Below are 17,554 nucleotides of genomic sequence, written 5' to 3'. Positions count from 1 at the left end.
TAATATTTTATAAACAAAGCTAGCTCTAAGATAGTGTATGAGTAGAACTGTATTTTTTTATTATGTTTTCTAAAGATTGGTAGTAATCCATTAATACTTTTGTATTTATTTCAGGATTGCTGATGTCTGGTATTGTGACAGGTAATTCTGCTAAGTATTTTATTAACTCAGGATATTCATTACGAATTTTCATTGTAATTTCAAGAATAGCAATAGTAAGTTGATTTTCTGTTTTCATAAATAAGTTATGTATTAGAAACGGTAATATTATTTTGTAAAAGCCATAAAAAAAATGGTAAATTCAAAGTGCAGTTTTGTTTAATTAACTGAACTGTGAATTTACCATTTTATAATTGTTATTCCTTTGAAAATGAGTTATTTTATCGAGTCATTTTTAACATCAATTTGTAATTCTTTTTTCATTTGTTCTTCTTCAAGATTATCTAGTTCTTCTTGCTTTTTTTCTTCTTCCTTTTTCTTTTTCTTAAAGAATCCTCTTAAAAGAAAATTATGTTTTGCAGCTTCAATAACTTCGTTAAGTCCTTTAGTAGCTGTTTTTACATTTGTTAAAGAGGAATCAACCGATTTTCCCATTCTTTCGTCACCTACTAATTTAGATAAAGCTCCTTTCCCGTTATTCATATTTACAGTAAAGCGTTTAAACTCTGTTGTACTTTTTTCAAGATTCAAAATAGTACCTTTTATACTGTTTCCAAATTGTTCATCCGAAATTAATTTTGATAAAGCACCATTACCATTGTTCATGTTGTAACTAAACTGCGCTAATTCTGCAGTAATTACTGCGGCATTGTCTACACTTTTTTTAACGCTAACCATTAGATCATCCATTTCTATGGCTCGTTTTGACGCGATTTGATCCTTATCTTCAACTATAACATTAGACTTTTTTCCTGCAGAAATCACCAAAACTTTATCACCCATTAATCCGTCAGAACTAATACTTGCGATGGCATCTTTTTTTATAAATTGGCGCACTTCATCTTTAATGACTAGTCTTACAATAACTAAAGTGTCATTTAGAAAATCTATATCATCAACTGTTCCAATATTAATACCTGATAAACGAACATTATTACCAATTTCAAGTCCACTTACCGAATTAAATTTTGAATACAATTCAAATGTAGAACCGAACAAGTTTTTTTGTTTTCCAACAAAGTAAATAGTTCCTACAAATAGAACCAATCCAATTATTACAAACATTCCTAATTTCCACTGGTATCCAGATTCTTTTTTCATTTTATTTTTTTATTAGTTATAGGAAAAACGAGCGAACCCATTCATCTTCACTTTTTTCTAGTTCTTCGTAAGTACCTTCAGCATGCATTACACCTTCTTTTAAAACCATTAATCGGTTTCCCGTTAATTTTGCACAAGGCATATCGTGTGTAATTATAATTGAAGTAGTTTTATATTTTTTTTGAATTTCAATAATTAGTTCACTAATTTCTCTTGAAGTAATTGTATCTAATCCTGTTGTTGGTTCATCATACAAAATAATTTCAGGTTTTAAAATTAGAGTTCTAGCTAACCCAATTCTTTTTCTCATTCCGCCAGAAAGTTCCGAAGGCATTTTGTCTATGGCTTCGCTCAGACCAACACTATCTAAAATTTCTTTTATCTGGCTTTCTACTTCCTCTGCAGACAAATCTTTAGCGTGACGTTTTAAAGTAAATCCCAAATTATCACGAACACTCATAGAGTCGTATAAAGCTGCATTTTGAAATAAAAAACCGATTCTAACTCGAATTCCATTTAGTTCAGCAATGTGCAATTTGGTAATGTCTGTCCCAAAAACATTGATCTCTCCTTCATCTATCCGCATTAAACCAACAATACACTTTATAGTGATTGATTTTCCTGATCCAGACTTTCCTAAAATAACTAGATTTTCACCTTTATTTACTGTTAAGTTTACTCCTTTTAAGACCTCATTTGTACCAAATGATTTATGAAGATTTTTTATTTCTATTACTGGAACATCAGCTTCTGATTTCTGGATAATATTCCTTTTTTTTATCTCATCTTCCATCTTATAAAAATAAATCGGTTAATTGTACTGCAATCATGTCAATAATAAAAATGCTTAGTGATGCGGTTACAACAGCTGAATTAGCTGCTTTACCAACACTTTCAGTTCCATTTGCAGCATTAAATCCCTTGTAACATCCTATCATTCCTATAAAGAAACCAAAGAAAAAAGTTTTCATTGTTGCAGGGAAAATATCAGAGAATGTTATTGATTCCAGCACTTGAGATAAATAACGGTATAAGTTTACGTCGCCATGAATATTTATTCCTATATATCCGCCAATAACACCAATTCCGTCTGCAAAGATTACTAGTAAAGGAATCATGAAAGTTGTTGCTAAAATGCGCGTAACGACTAAGTATTTAAAAGGATTAATTGCTGAAACTTCCATGGCATCAATTTGTTCTGTAACTTTCATCGAACCAAGTTCCGCACCAATACCAGAGGAAACTTTACCAGCACAAATTAAAGCAGTTATAACGGGTGCTATTTCTCTAATTAGTGATAAAGCAACCATACTGGGAAGCCATGATTCTGCACCAAATTTTGCTAAAGTTGGTCTTGATTGCAACGTCAATACTAAACCCATAATGAATCCTGTAACGGTGACAAGAGGCAATGATTTATAGCCTATTATGTAGCACTGTTTGATCAATTCTTTTATTTCATAAGGAGGTTTAATCACTTCTCTAAAAAAGCGAGAAGCAAACAAAGTCACTTTCCCTATGTCATTAAAGGTTTCTTTTAAGTAGGTTGTGATACTTTCCTTTTTGGCAATTAGCGTAGTATTCATTTCGATATATTTTTGATTTTATACACCTTTATTTAGACAAAGTGATGGGTAAATATAATTTTGAAAAAGGAATATTGAATTTTTTAATTTGTATAGCTTTGATTTATTGGTTGAATAAATATTTTATATTCAACCAATAAATACAAGTATAAAAGAATAAGTAAGAAAATTAATTACCCTTTATAAGACTTAATCTCTATAATTTTTCAATAAATTCATGTTGGTATGAGTAGTAAATTTTAGCGAAAATAAATCTAAAATTTTGGTTTCATATTTAAAATAGAGTTATTTTTAGAAAGTAAAACTTTTATCATATTTGTGTTCTATTAACATTAAATCGCCTAATTCTTTTAACTTATCGTGACGTGTTTCAAGCATTTTATAATGTGATTTTAATCTCATTTTGGTGCTAGTATCTAAATCAATTAAGTTATTTACTAATGTGCTTTTGTAATTGTTTATTGCAACAAATTCATCGTATTCTAAAGTGTTTAGCAAATCTTCTCTGTTGCTTTCATCAAAAAATAATTTAAAACTGAGCCACATTTTTTCTAAAAAAATATTTTTCTTTTTAAAGGGCACTGGGTTACTATTCAACTTTTGCAAATCACTTTCAAGCTCCGTTATAAACATATTAATATCAGATCGAAAATGGTCAAATAATTGGTGTAAATCAATATCATGTGTCGCCTTTTGGGCTAAATCATAAACTCTAATTCTATCATTATTTATTTTGATAAGAGTATTTAATACTGCAACTGATTTTTCTGTACTCATCGTTTTAATTATTTAAACTAACTTCGTTTATTTTGTAGAGAATTATAAAATGATTTATTTGACTTGAAATGAATTAGTTATTTTACAAAAAAACTTTTTTCATTGTTTTAACTTATTATTTATTGTAGCAAATTTCATTTAATAAACGATAAGTTATGTTACATGAATACAGAGAATAGTTACAAAATTCATATACTCACAAAAGGAGAGCTTTATTAATTAGCTATTTTTTTTTGAACCAACTACTAATAATATAACACCACCAACAGCAAGTACAACTCCAATGATTGGTGACCAAGCCATAGGATGATTCACTTCTTTATTAACTTCAATAGGACCTAAGTCAATTACTTTTTCGGTTGTTTTAAAATTGAAGCTGTTGTAGGCTACCATTAAGATTCCGATGATAATTAATACGATTCCGGCTGTTTTATTGTTCATATTTTTGGTTTTAAGTTTGTTATTTTAAAGTATAATTGATTTTAATATTCTTCATTATTTAAAGAATAAAATTTAGTATTAATTGATAGAAATAATAAAATGAGTCAGATTGATACTGTTTATGTGCTTTTTAAAAAGTATAAAAAAAAGGACTGCTGTTGCCAACAGTCCCTTCCTAACTAAATAAAAACCTAACCTTACTATTTCCTTTGTACAATCGCTTTATCAGTTTTTGCCAAAGAATATATTATTCTAAATATCTTCTTAACATCCAAGCCATCGTTTCGTGACCTTGCATTAAGCCATTTAAAAAGTCTGCTGTACCTGAATCTTTATTTTCATCTTCACTTGCATCAACATCTTTACGTAATTGTACAATTAATGTTTCATGATCTTCCAACAACTCTTTTAGCATTTCTTTTTGCTCTGGATATTTATTTGGAGATTCTTTGATGATAGTCAATTCAGCAAATTCTTTCATAGTTCCAATTGCTTTTCCGCCTAATTTGCTAATGCGTTCTGCAGTTTCATCGATAGATACTTCAACCTCTGAATACTGAGCTTCAAATAATTTATGAAGTTCCATAAAACTTGGTCCTGATACGTTCCAATGAAATTTTCTTAATTTAATATAAAATGTCATCTCATTTGCTAAAATTGAAGTTAGTAATGAAATACTGTTTTTTAAGTGTGCTTCTGTAATTCCGATTTTAAGTTTCATATTATTATATTTAATTTGATTATTATGTGAAATTCGAACTAATTTAATTTCTTAATTATAACGATAATGTTTGAAAATTATGATTCGTCCTTTGTTGTGCGGATCAAACTTATTCCAGACAAGAAGAAAACAACTCCTAATATGCCGTAAATAACTAATCCTTTAATATCATTCATTTCGCCACTCGTTTGTGCAAATAAAACTGCTGTGTAAATAAGTCCAGCAATACCTAAAGTTGTTAATAAAGCGCCAAATATTCTTTTGAGATTCATGATTTTCTGTTTTTAGAATTAATAATTCTAAGAAATTAATGTGCTTTTTAAAACTCTTATAATTACTTCACAAAGATATTTTCATTTCAAACAAAATGAGTTACACAATTGTTTGTAAAAGTTATAATATTCAAAGCAAAAATGAGTTTTCAAAAGATTAAAGCCAAGCTTATAAAAACTATAAGTCATTGAAAATCATAGTGAAAGAAGGATTTAAAAACAGTTTATGTAGTAGGAAATTACTAAATAAGCCTAATTTATTTTTGAATTTCATTGAAGGTTTTAATCGTTTATAGGGATTAAACGAGTATTTCAAACCAATTTTATAAATAATAACATACTTAGAATAAGAGTACATTAGATTAAAAGTGTAGTTCTGCACTTTTTAAGTATAAGAATAAAAAGTTTTTAATAGGTCTTGCATGTTTAAAAGAATACTTAGAAAATAGTAAATGGAGTTATTATCAAATAAAAAAGTCATTTTTGATTCTTAAAAAAAATAAAATTCTTCTACAATTTAACAGATAAACAATGATTTACAGTGTTTTAAAATAATAAAAAAAGTGTAAAAAATACTAATTGTTACATTCTATCCATGTACCAATTAAGTTCCTTTTCCATTTTTTGATATTTAAATATAGAAGTAATTATTTTTTGTAAGCGAACAAAAGCAGTTTCACTTTTTACTACGTAATCAAATGCTTTATGATGCATACAGTTGATAGCAACTTCAATTTTGTCTTGAGACGACAACATAACAACTGGAATTTCTGGATTAAATTCTTTTACTTTATCTAAAGTTTCAAGACCATTCATAGCGTTTGCAACAATTCCGTCTAATTGGTAATCTAATATCACAATATCAGGATTATGAGCTAAGTTAGCCAGACACATTTCTCCCGTAGGAAAGGTTTCTACTATGAAATCAGCATTATCTAAAAAGTCAATTTCTAAAGATTTTAAAAATAGTGCATCATCATCTACCAGAAATATTTTTACTTTTTTAGTGTCAGTCATTATAAGTTGTTTTTAATTATATTTATTTCTGCTTTTAATTCCTTACAGGCTTCTTTGCAAGCATGGTCAATTTTTTTAACCAATTTTTTTAATTCTTCGTTTTTAACAGGTGCAGTGGCCAATTCCTGAATTTCCTTTGCTATGTTTTCATATTCAGCATTCATACCAACAATTGCAAAAGAGGGAATAATTTTGTGTGTTGCAGCACTCAATAACAACCAATTTTCATCTTCTAAACCTCTGTTTATTGTTTCTATTAATACAGGTGTTTGCGTCAAATAAAGAGTAATCATTTCCATCATTAATGCTGGATTTGATTTTGTTCGTTGTTTTAAATAAGAAAGTTCAATATACTTATATTTTTTAACTTCAATGTTTTTTTCTTCTACTATTGTATTAGTTTTTGCATTTACTTTATTTTTTTTTAAAATCGCAATAATTTTACTGTACAAAAGGCGTTCATCTACTGGTTTAGCAAGATAATCATTCATTCCTACTGCTTTACATTTGGCTAGATCAACTGTCGTAACATCAGCTGTTAGAGCAATAATTGGTATTTTAGAATTCATCGTTTTACGTATGTATTCTGTTGTTTCAAAACCATTCATTATGGGCATTTGCAAGTCCATTAAAATGACATCGTATTCGTTTTTTTCTAATTTTTCGATTGCAACTTTGCCGTTTTCTGCAATGTCTCTTTCAAAACCAAAATCATCCAAAAGAGTTTTCATAAGTAATTGATTTAATGGAATATCCTCAACTACTAAAACTTTTATATTTTTTATTTTTGAATCTAACTCCAGAATCTCATTTTCTTCATCTGCCTCTACGGTTGTTTTCTGAAAACTTAAGGTAAAGCTAAAAGTAGAACCTTGGCCCATCTCGCTTTTTACGCGTATTGTGCCGCCTTGAGGTTCAATAAGTTGTTTTACAATAGCCAATCCTAATCCCGTACCACCATAGAGTCTAGAAGTATGACTCGATGCTTGTTGAAAATTTTCAAATATGGTATCCAATCTATCTTCTGGAATTCCAATTCCAGTGTCAGCTACAGAAAATTCAATGATTACTTTTTCTAAATCTTCATATATTAAATTTACACTTACAATAATTTTTCCTTTGGCAGTAAATTTTACAGCATTACTAACCAAGTTTAAAATGATCTGGTGCAAACGAACAGGATCACCAACTAGAATTTCTGGTATTTTACGATCGTACTCTTTAATTAATTTTAGATTTTTCTCATGAATTTTAGGTTCAAAAAGATGAAGCATAGCCGAAACGGAAGATTTCATTTTAAAAGGAGTCTTCTCAAATTTCATCTGACCTGAATCTACTTTTGCTAAATCTAATATATCATTAATAAGAACAATCAATGCATCACCACTCATTTTTATGGCATCAAGGTATTCTTTTTGTTTAGGAGTTAGTTCTGTTTTTAAAACCACTTTTGTAAATCCTATTATTGCATTCATAGGAGTCCTAATTTCATGACTCATATTCGACAAGAATTGCTGTTTTGCTTTTACAGCATTTTCGGCAATAATTGTAGCATTTTCAGCATTTTTCTTAGCTTCCTCAGCAATCTTGGTCGCTAATTCTGCAAAAACTTTTGCATTAATTAATTCATTAGCAATCTTCTTTTGATCTGTTATATCTCTGGCAACAACGACAACACCTGCTACTTTGCCTTCTTCATTTCTATAAACAGATCCGTTAAATAAGACATCAGTTAATTTTCCGTTTTTGTGGCGTAGCGTAAGTGGCGAATCGTTAACGGATCCTTTTTCAAATACTTCTAGATAAACTTCACGTGCTTTTTGTTGCTCTGTAAAATAATTAAAGAAATCAGAACAAGTCAGTTCTTCCCTTGTAATTCCTGTATTATTAACAAAAGCTTCATTCATATCCGTAATTTTTCCTTTTGTATTTATAGTAACTAAAGGATCTCTACTGGCTTCTATTAAGCTAAGCGTATATTGAGAATCTAAATTGGCTGTATGATTAAGGTCTTTAAGTTTTCTATTGACACTCTTCCATCTCTCTTTTTCTTTATTTTGAAAAATAAGTTCTTTATTGGCAACTATTAATTCTGTGCCTCTTTTTTCTTTCTCATCGTTTTGAAAAGCTAACTCCTCATTAGCGATCACTAATTCGGCAGCTCTTTTTTCTTTTTCTTTATTTTGAAAAACGAGTTCTTTATTTGCAATAATTAATTCATTAGCTCTTTTCTCTTTTTCATCATTCTGAAAAGCTAATTCTTTGTTGGCTATCACCAATTCTGCGGCTCTTTTTTCTTTTTCTTTATTTTGAAAAACGAGTTCTTTATTTGCTATTATTAATTCGTTCGCTCTTTTCTCTTTTTCATCATTTTGAAAAGCCAGTTCTTTATTCGCAATCACTAATTCTGCAGCTCTTTTTTCTTTTTCTTTGTTTTGATAAAGTAGTTCTTTATTTGCAATAATTAATTCATTAGCTCTTTTCTCTTTTTCATCATTTTGAAAAGCTAACTCTTTATTTGCAATTACTAATTCTGCAGCTCGTTTTTCTTTCTCATCATTTTGATAAGCCAGTTCATTATTAGCAAATTGAAGATCTAACGCCCATTTTTGTCTACCAATATTTCTAGCAACAATTACTACTCCTTTGATATTTCCTAGATTGTCTCTGTAAACGGATCCGTTAAAAAGTACATCAGTCAATTTTCCGCTTGTATGCATAATTGTAAGCGGATAATCCTCTATAGCATTGTTTTCAAATACTTTTTTGTAAACTTCTTTTGCTTTAGTTTTATCTGTAAAATAATCGAAGAAATTAGAATCTGTTAGCTTTTTTCGGGTAACACCAGTAATGTTGACTAATGCTTCATTCATATCTGTAATCTTACCATCACTATTTATAGTGATTAGAGGATCCAGACTCGCTTCTATTAAACTATGAGAATATTGTGCGGCTAATTTTTGGGTTTCACTATCAGTTGTTTCATTAAAAAAACCATGAGTAATTCCTTCACTATCTACATATGTAGAAGCATTATACAACACATCAGTTAGTTGTCCATCTTTGTGCTTTATTGATAAAGAATAATTCTCAATCGTTCCTTTTTCAAAAACGTGTTGCCACTTTTTTTGTATCTGTTGATGTTCTGTAAAATGATCAGAAAAATTGGTTCCTAATAATGCCTCTTTTGGTACTCCAATACTCTTAATTGAAGCTTCGTTAACATCTGTTATTTTCCCTTCCGCACTAATAGTTACAAAGGAACCCACGTTTTCATCAATTAGATTAAGAGGTTGTGGAATTTTATTTTTTTTCATTTATTCGGTTGTATTTCCAATCTCTTCAATCGGATTACGTCGTTTGTCTTTTAATTTTTTAAAATGCGAAGGGGAGAGGCCAGTTACTTTTTTAAATTGACTCGATAAATGTGCTACACTGCTGTAATTCATTTTCCAGGCGATTTCTGTAATGTTTAATTCTCCATATATAATTAATTCCTTAATTCTTTCGGTTTTGTGTGATATTATAAACTGCTCAATGGTAGTTCCTTGAACTTCTGAAAATAAATTAGAAAGATACGTGTAATCATGATCTAATTTTTGACTTAAATGTTCCGAAAAATTAATCTTTAGTGGTTCAGTAGCATGGTGAACCATTTCGATGATAACGTTTTTTATTTTCTCAATCATCATGGATTTTTTATCGTCCATCAATTCAAGTCCTGAGTTTAAAAGTGCTACTTTTAACAATTGTCTTTGCTCTAGTGAAATCGTTTCCATAATTTCTACTTCTCCTAAATCAACTACCATAAAGTGAAGTTTGAGTTTTTTCAACTCTTCTTTTACCGCCATTTTGCAGCGATTACTGACCATGTATTTTATGTATAGTTTCAAATATTATGAATTTGATATTGTAGAAAAGTGAATTTTGGATTAAATGTACATCATAAAACAGTTTTAAGGTTATGTTGATTAATTGCTCTTTAATTGTTTTGGAGTTTTACAGGAATAAATTGGCAAGGATTAAATTATAATCCTCGATAAATATTTTTTTTATTTTGACTTTACTGCGTCTTTATTGATTTTAATTTCAACATTTTTTTTCTTAATAATAGCTCTATTGTTATAAAAATTTTGTTGATATAAAGTGAGAAGTATAAGTTGTTTTAAAAATTTTCAACTTGAGTTTAAATAATTTCTGGGTATATAATATGAATAAAAACAATCATTTAAAGGCTTTTAAAGTTTTAAAACACACCAATATTTTAATATAAATAGTTAAATATGTATCTAAAATTTTATCATTTGTTTTATCATTAAAATGATTTGGCTCAACAAAATTATTTTATTGATCTCCTTTTTTGATTTATTATAATTTGTAATAGATTTATAAATGAAGTTTAGAAATAGGGTTTATATTATGCAATAATTAAAATTAATTATTTTTAATTATTTTAAATATATAAGAAAAAGATTTCAAATAAAAAATAAAAAAGTAATTTTTTACGTTTTTATTTATAATGGTGAAACGCCATAATAAAAACAACCAGCAGATTGATTAAAATCAGTGACGTAATTGTTTATGTTTTTTTGATTTAAAAACAATAAAATTGAAAAAACCTTTAAAAAGAGGAGTATTTTGTTTAATTATTAATTCAGTGAAAAGCCATCAACCCAATCCATAGATTTTATAGAGGAGACTTTGTTTTCTGAATTCATAATCAATCGTAATTCTTTATTGGCAACCTTTTTTGTGTAAGAAGCTTTATAACGAAAAACAATAGATTGGTCAAAGTTGTTCTTGTAAGCTTCAATTAATTCAAGATCAATAAAACTGCCATAATATTGTCGGAAACGAGTGCAGGTTTTCGTTAATCTTTCTTCAGTTGTATTTTTTATTACAGATGCAGTGGCTTCGCTTGTTGTAAAAGGTTTAAATTTAGAAGTATTGCAGGTCATTAATACTCTAGTTCCCAATTCATAAGCTTTACTTTTTTGGCTTTCTGAAATTTCAGAGGTGTTGATTTTTACAGTTTTATTTGCTTCCGCTTCTGCTGCAGTAATGGCGTTTTTGGATTTACATCCAGTAAGTATTAAGATACTTAGAACTATAATAAAATTTCTCATGATTTAGTCTATTTTTAATAAGATATTAGGATTTGGACAATTTTCTAAATAAAATTTTTGATTGTTTTTGCTACATACTCCGGGATAATCCCCTTTATAATTAGAAATATCTTTTATAATTTGAAAGTGTAAATGTGGAGCGTAATCTCCATTGACGGAAGCTTCTCCTAAAGTTGCTATTTGTTCTCCTTTTTTAAAAATGGAATCTTCTTTAAGGTTTACAATGCTTTCTAACGATAAATGTCCGTATAAAGTATAAAATTTTTGTTCTTCTATTTGATGTTCTAAGATTATTGTGGGACCATAATCGCCAATTCCGGTATTGTTATTAAAACTATGTACTCGACCGTCAACTGCTGCTAATACTGGAGTTCCTGCTTTAATCCATAAATCTAGACCAATGTGAATGTTCCTTTCTTCTATAGCAGTATCATTAAAGATTTCACTTCTTTTATATAAATTTCGAACTTCATTATAACCTCCAAAAGCTACTTTAGCATTATGCATACTTAAATAGTTTTCGATATATTCTTCAAATTGTATGGCATTATCAATTGGTAGTTTTTTTAAATTTTCATTTTCTACAGATAAATCCAAACCAATATAGTCTTTGTAGCCAATTTGTCCATCGATTACTTTAGTATTTTGTATTTCTTTTAAAATTGATTCTAAAGATTTCATTTTGTTTGATTTTTATAAAACCTTAAATTTAAATAAAAAATGCCAACGTAAAAAATTTACATTGGCATTATAACTTTTATTTTTGAATTTAATTTCAAAAAAAATAATATAGAGCATAAAAAAGAATTGAATCAGTCTTAGATATTCACTTACTATTTAATTGAAAACAATAATAATCACTATTTTTAAGTTTAAAACATACTTGGATATTTTGACGGATTTACTTCATTCATCATTTCATATACTTTTTCATAAATATCTTCCGTAGAAGGTTTTGAAAAATAATCACCATCTGTTCCGTAAGCAGGTCTATGTTCTTTAGCAGTTAGTGTTTGAGGTTTACTGTCTAAATAATTATATCCATTTTGCTGTTCGATAATTTGTTGCAAGATATAAGCAGAAGCACCTCCTGGAACATCTTCGTCAATAACTAATAAACGATTCGTTTTCATAATACTTTTAACCAAATCATGCTTGATGTCAAAAGGTAACAGCGATTGCAAGTCGATAACTTCGCAATCAATACCAACTTCAAGCAGTTCTTTTGCAGCTTGTTGCACTAAGCGTAATGTAGAACCATACGATACTAATGTAATATCTGATCCTTCTTTCATGGTTTCTACTACACCAATTGGTGTTTTGAATTCTCCATAGTTTGTTGGCATTTTTTCTTTTAAACGGTAACCATTTAAACATTCGATAACCAATGCAGGTTCATCACATTCTAACAAGCTGTTGTAAAAACCAGCAGCTTGAGTCATATTTCTTGGTACTAAAACATGAATTCCTCTAATAGCATTGATAATCATTCCCATAGGAGATCCTGAATGCCAAATTCCTTCTAAACGATGTCCTCGTGTACGAATAATAAGAGGCGCTTTTTGTTTTCCTACGGTTCGGTATCTTAATGTAGCCAAATCATCACTCATGATTTGAATAGCATATAATAAATAATCTAAATATTGAATCTCAGCAATCGGACGCAGACCTCTTAATGCCATTCCAATTCCTTGTCCTAAAATAGTAGCCTCACGAATTCCGACATCGGCAACACGCAATTCTCCGTATTTCTCTTGCATTCCTTCTAAACCTTGATTCACGTCACCAATCGTTCCGGCATCTTCACCAAAGATTAATGTTTCAGGATATTTAGTAAAAATAGCATCAAAATTATCTCTTAAAATCATGCGTCCATCAGTATCTTCGGCAGCATCATCAGCGTATGTAGGAAGCACTTTGTCTACAGAAAAAACATTTAAATCAGTTTCTGAATATAAGTTGCTGCTAAAATTCTTTTGTGTTTTAGCAGTATATCTTGTGATCCATTGAGAAAGTTCTTCTCTCTGGTTCTCGGTAATAATCAAACGCAATACTTTACGAGCGGTAACCAGAATTTCTTTTTTGATAGGAGATTTAATGGCACTTAATTCAGAAGCATATTTTAAAACTTCTTCTTGTTTTTTACTAGTTGTTGCTATTTTTTCAAGTAAAGTTACTAACTCCTTTTGTTCTTCAATAATAGGCTGTAAGAAAGCATTCCAGGCTGCTTTTTTACCTTCTAAAACTTCTTTTTTTGCTGCAGCATCAATTGCATCAATTTCTTCCGGTGAAGCAATATTAATTGCAATCATCCACAATTTCATTTGTCTAATACAATCAAAATCTCTTTCCCAAGCTAGCCTATTGGCATCTTTATAACGTTCATGAGATCCAGAACTAGAATGTCCTTGTGGTTGAGTCAATTCATTCACATGAATTAAAACAGGCACATGGTTTTCTCTAGCAATTATCGCTGCTTTTTCATAAGTAGCTACAAGTTCTGCATAATCCCAACCTTTGACTCTCAGAATTTCGAAACCATTAGTATCTTCTTCTTTCTGATATCCTTTTAAAATTTCAGATATATTTTCCTTGGTTGTTTGATGTCTGGCGTGTACTGAAATACCGTATTCATCATCCCAAACGCTCATCACCATTGGTACTTGTAATACACCGGCAGCATTGATGGTTTCGAAAAATAATCCTTCGGATGTACTTGCGTTTCCTATTGTTCCCCAAGCAACTTCATTTCCTTCATTCGAAAAATTGGCTGCATTTGGCATTCCTTTAACCTGTCTATAGATTTTAGAAGCTTGTGCTATTCCTAATAATCTAGGCATTTGTCCTGCAGTAGGAGAAATATCGGAACTTGAGTTTTTTTGTTTTGTTAAGTCTTTCCAAGATCCGTCTTCGTTTAAACTATGAGTGGCAAAATGGCCTCCCATTTGTCTTCCTGCCGACATTGGTTCTTGTTCTATATCAGTATGTCCGTATAATCCAGCAAAAAATTGTTGAACAGTTAATTGTCCTATTGCCATCATAAAGGTTTGATCACGATAGTATCCAGAGCGGAAATCGCCATTTTTAAAAGCTTTGGCCATTGCCAATTGTGGTACTTCTTTTCCGTCACCAAAAATTCCAAACTTGGCTTTTCCTGTTAATACTTCTTTACGGCCTAAAAGACTACATTCTCGGCTTATAATAGCAGTTGTATAATCTTTCAAAACTTCGATTTTGAAATCAGCAAATGTCAATGTAGAATTGGTTTTTTCTTTTATCATAATTAGAAAGTATAACTTTATGATGCAAATTTAACTAAAAACTATCTATTTTCATAGTACACTGCATAAAATTGAATTTAATTATTCTATTTTATTCTAGTAAAAAGAAGTGTATTTTTTCACTATATGTAATTTAAATTTAGTTTTTGTAACAATAATGTAAGTAATAGTGATAAATATATTCGATTAAAACCATTTTCGATTAAAAAGATTGAGTAATGTTTTAGGCGAAAAAGTAACAATAAATCGTACTTTTTCATTATAATTATTTTCAGCAATCTCCCATCCATTGTTAGAATATACTGGAAAGTAGAGTTCAAAGTAATCTGTAACCAAGTTTAAACGTATGCCACTATCATAAACAAATTGAGCTGGAGTGGAATTATTTTTGATTAATCCTACATCGCCATAAACTTCAATCCAGTTCCAAATACTGTAACTCGCATTAAAACTAGTAATCCAACGATTGGCATAAGGTGTGGCTATTTTTGATTTAAAACCACCCTCTGCAATGATGTATTGTTGGCTATAAATTCCGGTACTTTCAGAGCGTCCTAAATAGTTGTAATCAAACATATAATCCGTTGGTCGGTCTAAGGCAAAACTAAAGAAATCAGATTGAGTTTTGTTGTAAAGAAAGACTCCAGCATAAAAGCGCATATTTATTTGACGGTTGTTTTCAAATAATTTTCCATATCCAATCTCACTGGTCAATTTACCAAAATTACCAGCTATTTGCACATTACTAGACAGGCCAAAATGATTGGTAACTTCTGTTTTCGTATTAATATATCTGGCTTCAAAAACGGAATAATTTTCAGGTGAATTATCCGTCAAAATAGCACTTTTCTCTTTATTTACAAGAACTTGTCTAAACATAAAGAGTTGTTTTCTATTGTCTCTAAAATTAGGTTCACGAATGCGCAACTGAATTGTTGGATTCAATCTTAAATACGTAGCATCTTCAGCATAATGAAAATAAGAAATACTCATAGAATATCGTGCATTATAAAGGGTGCTATTTCTATAATTATGATTAATAGCAAATGACGCAGAACCCGATAAATTGTTCGATTTAGTAGAGTAGGAGGGATTTACATCAAAAACAAATGGTTTTTCTAAAATGGTTTTGTTATGCAAACGCAATCCAGGAATCAAACCATCATATAGATTGTAGCTAATAGAGGGAACATATAAAATTTGATTGTAATAAGGATCTTCTAAATCCTTCATAAATGCAAATTTAATGGGTCTATTGTTAGGGAAAAATCCATCGAGTTTGTACCAATTGTTTCTCAAATTATATTCGGGAACTTCATTTTTTAGGTTTAAAACGATTTTATCAATATTTGATCTAGGAATGGTAAAAGTACTATCACAAGCTTCGATATCTAGCCATTGTTTGAATACAATTTCACCGTTTTTTGTACCATAAACAGGAATTGGAATAGGAGTTCCTGTTCTATTTCTAACGGAAAAGGTGATGCTATCTTTGGTTTTTAAAACGTCCGTAAATTTATAATCTATAATAGCTCTTGAATCGATAATGGTATTAAAGTACCAATTAATATTTTTGGTTGTATTTCCTTTTAATATTGTTTCAAAATCAATTCTACTTACTTGTTTCGAATTGTTTTGTTTGTAAAATGTAGCAATACTATTGGCAACACTATTATTTTGCAAATAATCATCTAAGAACCGAATGCTTAATCCCGCGCGGTATTTACTAGCTATTTGCTCATTAAATTTTATTAATGTATTTTTTGGACTTCCTAATGGTTGATCTAGGTTTCTACGAGCCATCAGCATATAGAAATAACTGTATTGTCCGTTAAAGTCAATTTTGGTAAGATTAAAACTTTTTAGCAATTTAATTTTAGAGATACTACCCATCATTTTTGCCTCAGGATAATGTTCGTCAATGTATTTCATCATTACATAAACCTGAATACCATCATAAATCCAGCTGTCTTTTCTTGGATCTAAATGCAGACTTGTTTTTAAAAATTCGTTTAGATAGGTTTTTAAAAACTTAATTTCATAAATAAATTCATCCGGAAAAGGACTTAAAAACGATGGTAACTGATTAAGACCGTAGAACGGATTTCTCTCATAAGCGGTTTGCGAAACTATAATTTTTTGGTGAGGATAGTTTCCAATTAAGTTGGTAGTAAAGTCTGTAATACGATCAATTAAGATAGCTTTCTGTATTTCATTCAGTTTGCTGTCTTTTAGATTGGTAATTACCTCTATTGCATTATTTTTATAACTTAAAAAACTCTTTTTGGGTTCAACAATTAAATTAAAATCTGTTCTATTGTCGCCTGATAATGTAAAGTTTACAAAACCATCTTTTGCGACTGTTTTTTGACTGTTTAAATCCGATGTGATTTCTAATGTATTAGGCAATACAAAATCAATCTCAAAATTTGAAATTGCATTTGCAATATCGTCTAAGTTATTATTGCTATTTTTTACAAAATTATGATTTTCGTATCGAGCTGGAGTTAGATACCAATTTTTAAGATTTAAAATTCCATTGTCATTGTAACCAAATTTTGTAAACTTATCATTAGGTATTTTACTAGCATAGGAAAGCATTAACGTAATTTTCTCGTTGGGTAATAATTTTTTATTTAATTGTAATACGATGTAATCAGGATTTTTTTTTGTTCGCTCCCAGATTATTGGCTCTTCAGTATTAGTGGTGATTAATAGATTGTTGGTGCTTCCGCGCTCTTCTTCTTTAGCCAGATGAAAACCTCTATAAAATTCATCTGAAAATCGTTTTGCTAAAGGCGTATTTTTATTAGAAAAGGCATTGTTCCAATCATTCAGAACGATAGTAGTTAGCGTATCATTGGTTTGATTAAAAAAAGTAATTTGTTGCTGTATGTCTAAAATCTTTTTCTCAGCATTCAACGCTACAACCATCTTCGACTGATGTTGCGCAGATAATTTGGCAGAAACTAATACGATAAGAATTAAAAAGCCAATTTTATAATTTGATTTCAAGCAATGAGAATTAAGATTTGTAAAAAATAAATATAATTAATATTAGACACAAATTGTA

General features: G+C 29.6%; 15 protein-coding genes. All 15 read right to left on the bottom strand.

Annotated elements, in window-relative coordinates; all coding sequences use genetic code 11:
• Window positions 1-25: 25 nt before the first annotated feature.
• The 15 genes from H2650_RS09925 to H2650_RS09855 all read right to left on the bottom strand — a co-directional run bounded on the left by H2650_RS09925 (window position 26) and on the right by H2650_RS09855 (window position 17,496).
• Window positions 26-238 (bottom strand): hypothetical protein, encoded by a 213-nt coding sequence (locus H2650_RS09925; protein WP_188050653.1) that lies wholly within the window; start codon window positions 236-238, stop codon window positions 26-28.
• Between the two features lie 137 nt (window positions 239-375).
• Entirely contained in the window at window positions 376-1,260 is an 885-nt protein-coding gene (locus H2650_RS09920; protein WP_188050652.1) for an MlaD family protein, read from the bottom strand.
• A 16-nt stretch (window positions 1,261-1,276) separates the two neighbouring features.
• Window positions 1,277-2,053: an ABC transporter ATP-binding protein gene (locus H2650_RS09915; protein ID WP_188050651.1), complete on the bottom strand. Its 777-nt coding sequence runs from the start codon at window positions 2,051-2,053 to the stop codon at window positions 1,277-1,279.
• A gap of 1 nt (window position 2,054) precedes the next feature.
• Complete coding sequence (locus tag H2650_RS09910) at window positions 2,055-2,846, bottom strand: ABC transporter permease (RefSeq protein ID WP_223151095.1); 792 nt, start codon at window positions 2,844-2,846, stop codon at window positions 2,055-2,057.
• A 291-nt stretch (window positions 2,847-3,137) separates the two neighbouring features.
• Window positions 3,138-3,623 carry a DUF2383 domain-containing protein gene (locus H2650_RS09905; RefSeq protein ID WP_188050650.1) on the bottom strand — a complete coding sequence of 162 codons (486 nt, stop codon included), beginning with the start codon at window positions 3,621-3,623 and terminating at the stop codon, window positions 3,138-3,140.
• A 219-nt stretch (window positions 3,624-3,842) separates the two neighbouring features.
• The gene (locus H2650_RS09900; RefSeq protein ID WP_188050649.1) at window positions 3,843-4,064 is read right to left on the bottom strand and encodes a hypothetical protein; all 222 of its coding nucleotides are present in this window, start codon (window positions 4,062-4,064) and stop codon (window positions 3,843-3,845) included.
• Between the two features lie 247 nt (window positions 4,065-4,311).
• On the bottom strand, window positions 4,312-4,785 hold the full coding sequence (locus H2650_RS09895; RefSeq protein ID WP_188050648.1) for a Dps family protein: 474 nt from the start codon (window positions 4,783-4,785) through the stop codon (window positions 4,312-4,314).
• A gap of 77 nt (window positions 4,786-4,862) precedes the next feature.
• Window positions 4,863-5,057: a hypothetical protein gene (locus H2650_RS09890; protein WP_188050647.1), complete on the bottom strand. Its 195-nt coding sequence runs from the start codon at window positions 5,055-5,057 to the stop codon at window positions 4,863-4,865.
• A gap of 582 nt (window positions 5,058-5,639) precedes the next feature.
• On the bottom strand, window positions 5,640-6,074 hold the full coding sequence (locus H2650_RS09885) for a response regulator (protein WP_188050646.1): 435 nt from the start codon (window positions 6,072-6,074) through the stop codon (window positions 5,640-5,642).
• Complete coding sequence (locus tag H2650_RS09880) at window positions 6,074-9,391, bottom strand: PAS domain S-box protein (protein WP_188050645.1); 3,318 nt, start codon at window positions 9,389-9,391, stop codon at window positions 6,074-6,076. The genes H2650_RS09885 and H2650_RS09880 overlap by 1 nt, the downstream gene beginning before the upstream one ends.
• Window positions 9,392-9,946, bottom strand: a complete 555-nt coding sequence (locus H2650_RS09875; protein ID WP_188050873.1) for an AraC family transcriptional regulator — start codon at window positions 9,944-9,946, stop codon at window positions 9,392-9,394.
• Window positions 9,947-10,723: 777 nt separating this feature from the next.
• Window positions 10,724-11,200 (bottom strand): hypothetical protein, encoded by a 477-nt coding sequence (locus H2650_RS09870; protein WP_188050644.1) that lies wholly within the window; start codon window positions 11,198-11,200, stop codon window positions 10,724-10,726.
• Between the two features lie 3 nt (window positions 11,201-11,203).
• Window positions 11,204-11,881, bottom strand: coding sequence for a peptidoglycan DD-metalloendopeptidase family protein (locus tag H2650_RS09865; protein WP_188050643.1), 678 nt, complete (start codon window positions 11,879-11,881; stop codon window positions 11,204-11,206).
• 191 nt (window positions 11,882-12,072) lie between these two features.
• Entirely contained in the window at window positions 12,073-14,481 is a 2,409-nt protein-coding gene (locus H2650_RS09860; RefSeq protein ID WP_188050642.1) for a thiamine pyrophosphate-dependent enzyme, read from the bottom strand.
• A gap of 186 nt (window positions 14,482-14,667) precedes the next feature.
• Window positions 14,668-17,496, bottom strand: coding sequence for an aminopeptidase (locus H2650_RS09855; protein WP_370566846.1), 2,829 nt, complete (start codon window positions 17,494-17,496; stop codon window positions 14,668-14,670).
• Between the last annotated feature and the right edge of the window lie 58 nt (window positions 17,497-17,554).

It is taken from the genome of Flavobacterium sp. GP15 (assembly GCF_014281985.1).
GTDB classification, from domain to species: Bacteria; Bacteroidota; Bacteroidia; order Flavobacteriales; family Flavobacteriaceae; genus Flavobacterium; species Flavobacterium pygoscelis.
This window is presented reverse-complemented; position numbering and strand designations above follow the sequence as displayed.

Bases quoted from the DNA above. Each gene is read 5' to 3' on its own strand.
- H2650_RS09905 (WP_188050650.1), bottom strand. From the start codon at position 3,623: ATGAGTACAGAAAAATCAGTTGCAGTATTAAATACTCTTATCAAAATA.
- H2650_RS09885 (WP_188050646.1), bottom strand. From the start codon at position 6,074: ATGACTGACACTAAAAAAGTAAAAATATTTCTGGTAGATGATGATGCA.
- H2650_RS09920 (WP_188050652.1), bottom strand. From the start codon at position 1,260: ATGAAAAAAGAATCTGGATACCAGTGGAAATTAGGAATGTTTGTAATA.
- H2650_RS09900 (WP_188050649.1), bottom strand. From the start codon at position 4,064: ATGAACAATAAAACAGCCGGAATCGTATTAATTATCATCGGAATCTTA.
- H2650_RS09915 (WP_188050651.1), bottom strand. From the start codon at position 2,053: ATGGAAGATGAGATAAAAAAAAGGAATATTATCCAGAAATCAGAAGCT.
- H2650_RS09870 (WP_188050644.1), bottom strand. From the start codon at position 11,200: ATGAGAAATTTTATTATAGTTCTAAGTATCTTAATACTTACTGGATGT.
- H2650_RS09925 (WP_188050653.1), bottom strand. From the start codon at position 238: ATGAAAACAGAAAATCAACTTACTATTGCTATTCTTGAAATTACAATG.
- H2650_RS09910 (WP_223151095.1), bottom strand. From the start codon at position 2,846: ATGAATACTACGCTAATTGCCAAAAAGGAAAGTATCACAACCTACTTA.
- H2650_RS09890 (WP_188050647.1), bottom strand. From the start codon at position 5,057: ATGAATCTCAAAAGAATATTTGGCGCTTTATTAACAACTTTAGGTATT.
- H2650_RS09875 (WP_188050873.1), bottom strand. From the start codon at position 9,946: ATGGTCAGTAATCGCTGCAAAATGGCGGTAAAAGAAGAGTTGAAAAAA.
- H2650_RS09860 (WP_188050642.1), bottom strand. From the start codon at position 14,481: ATGATAAAAGAAAAAACCAATTCTACATTGACATTTGCTGATTTCAAA.
- H2650_RS09865 (WP_188050643.1), bottom strand. From the start codon at position 11,881: ATGAAATCTTTAGAATCAATTTTAAAAGAAATACAAAATACTAAAGTA.
- H2650_RS09880 (WP_188050645.1), bottom strand. From the start codon at position 9,391: ATGAAAAAAAATAAAATTCCACAACCTCTTAATCTAATTGATGAAAAC.
- H2650_RS09895 (WP_188050648.1), bottom strand. From the start codon at position 4,785: ATGAAACTTAAAATCGGAATTACAGAAGCACACTTAAAAAACAGTATT.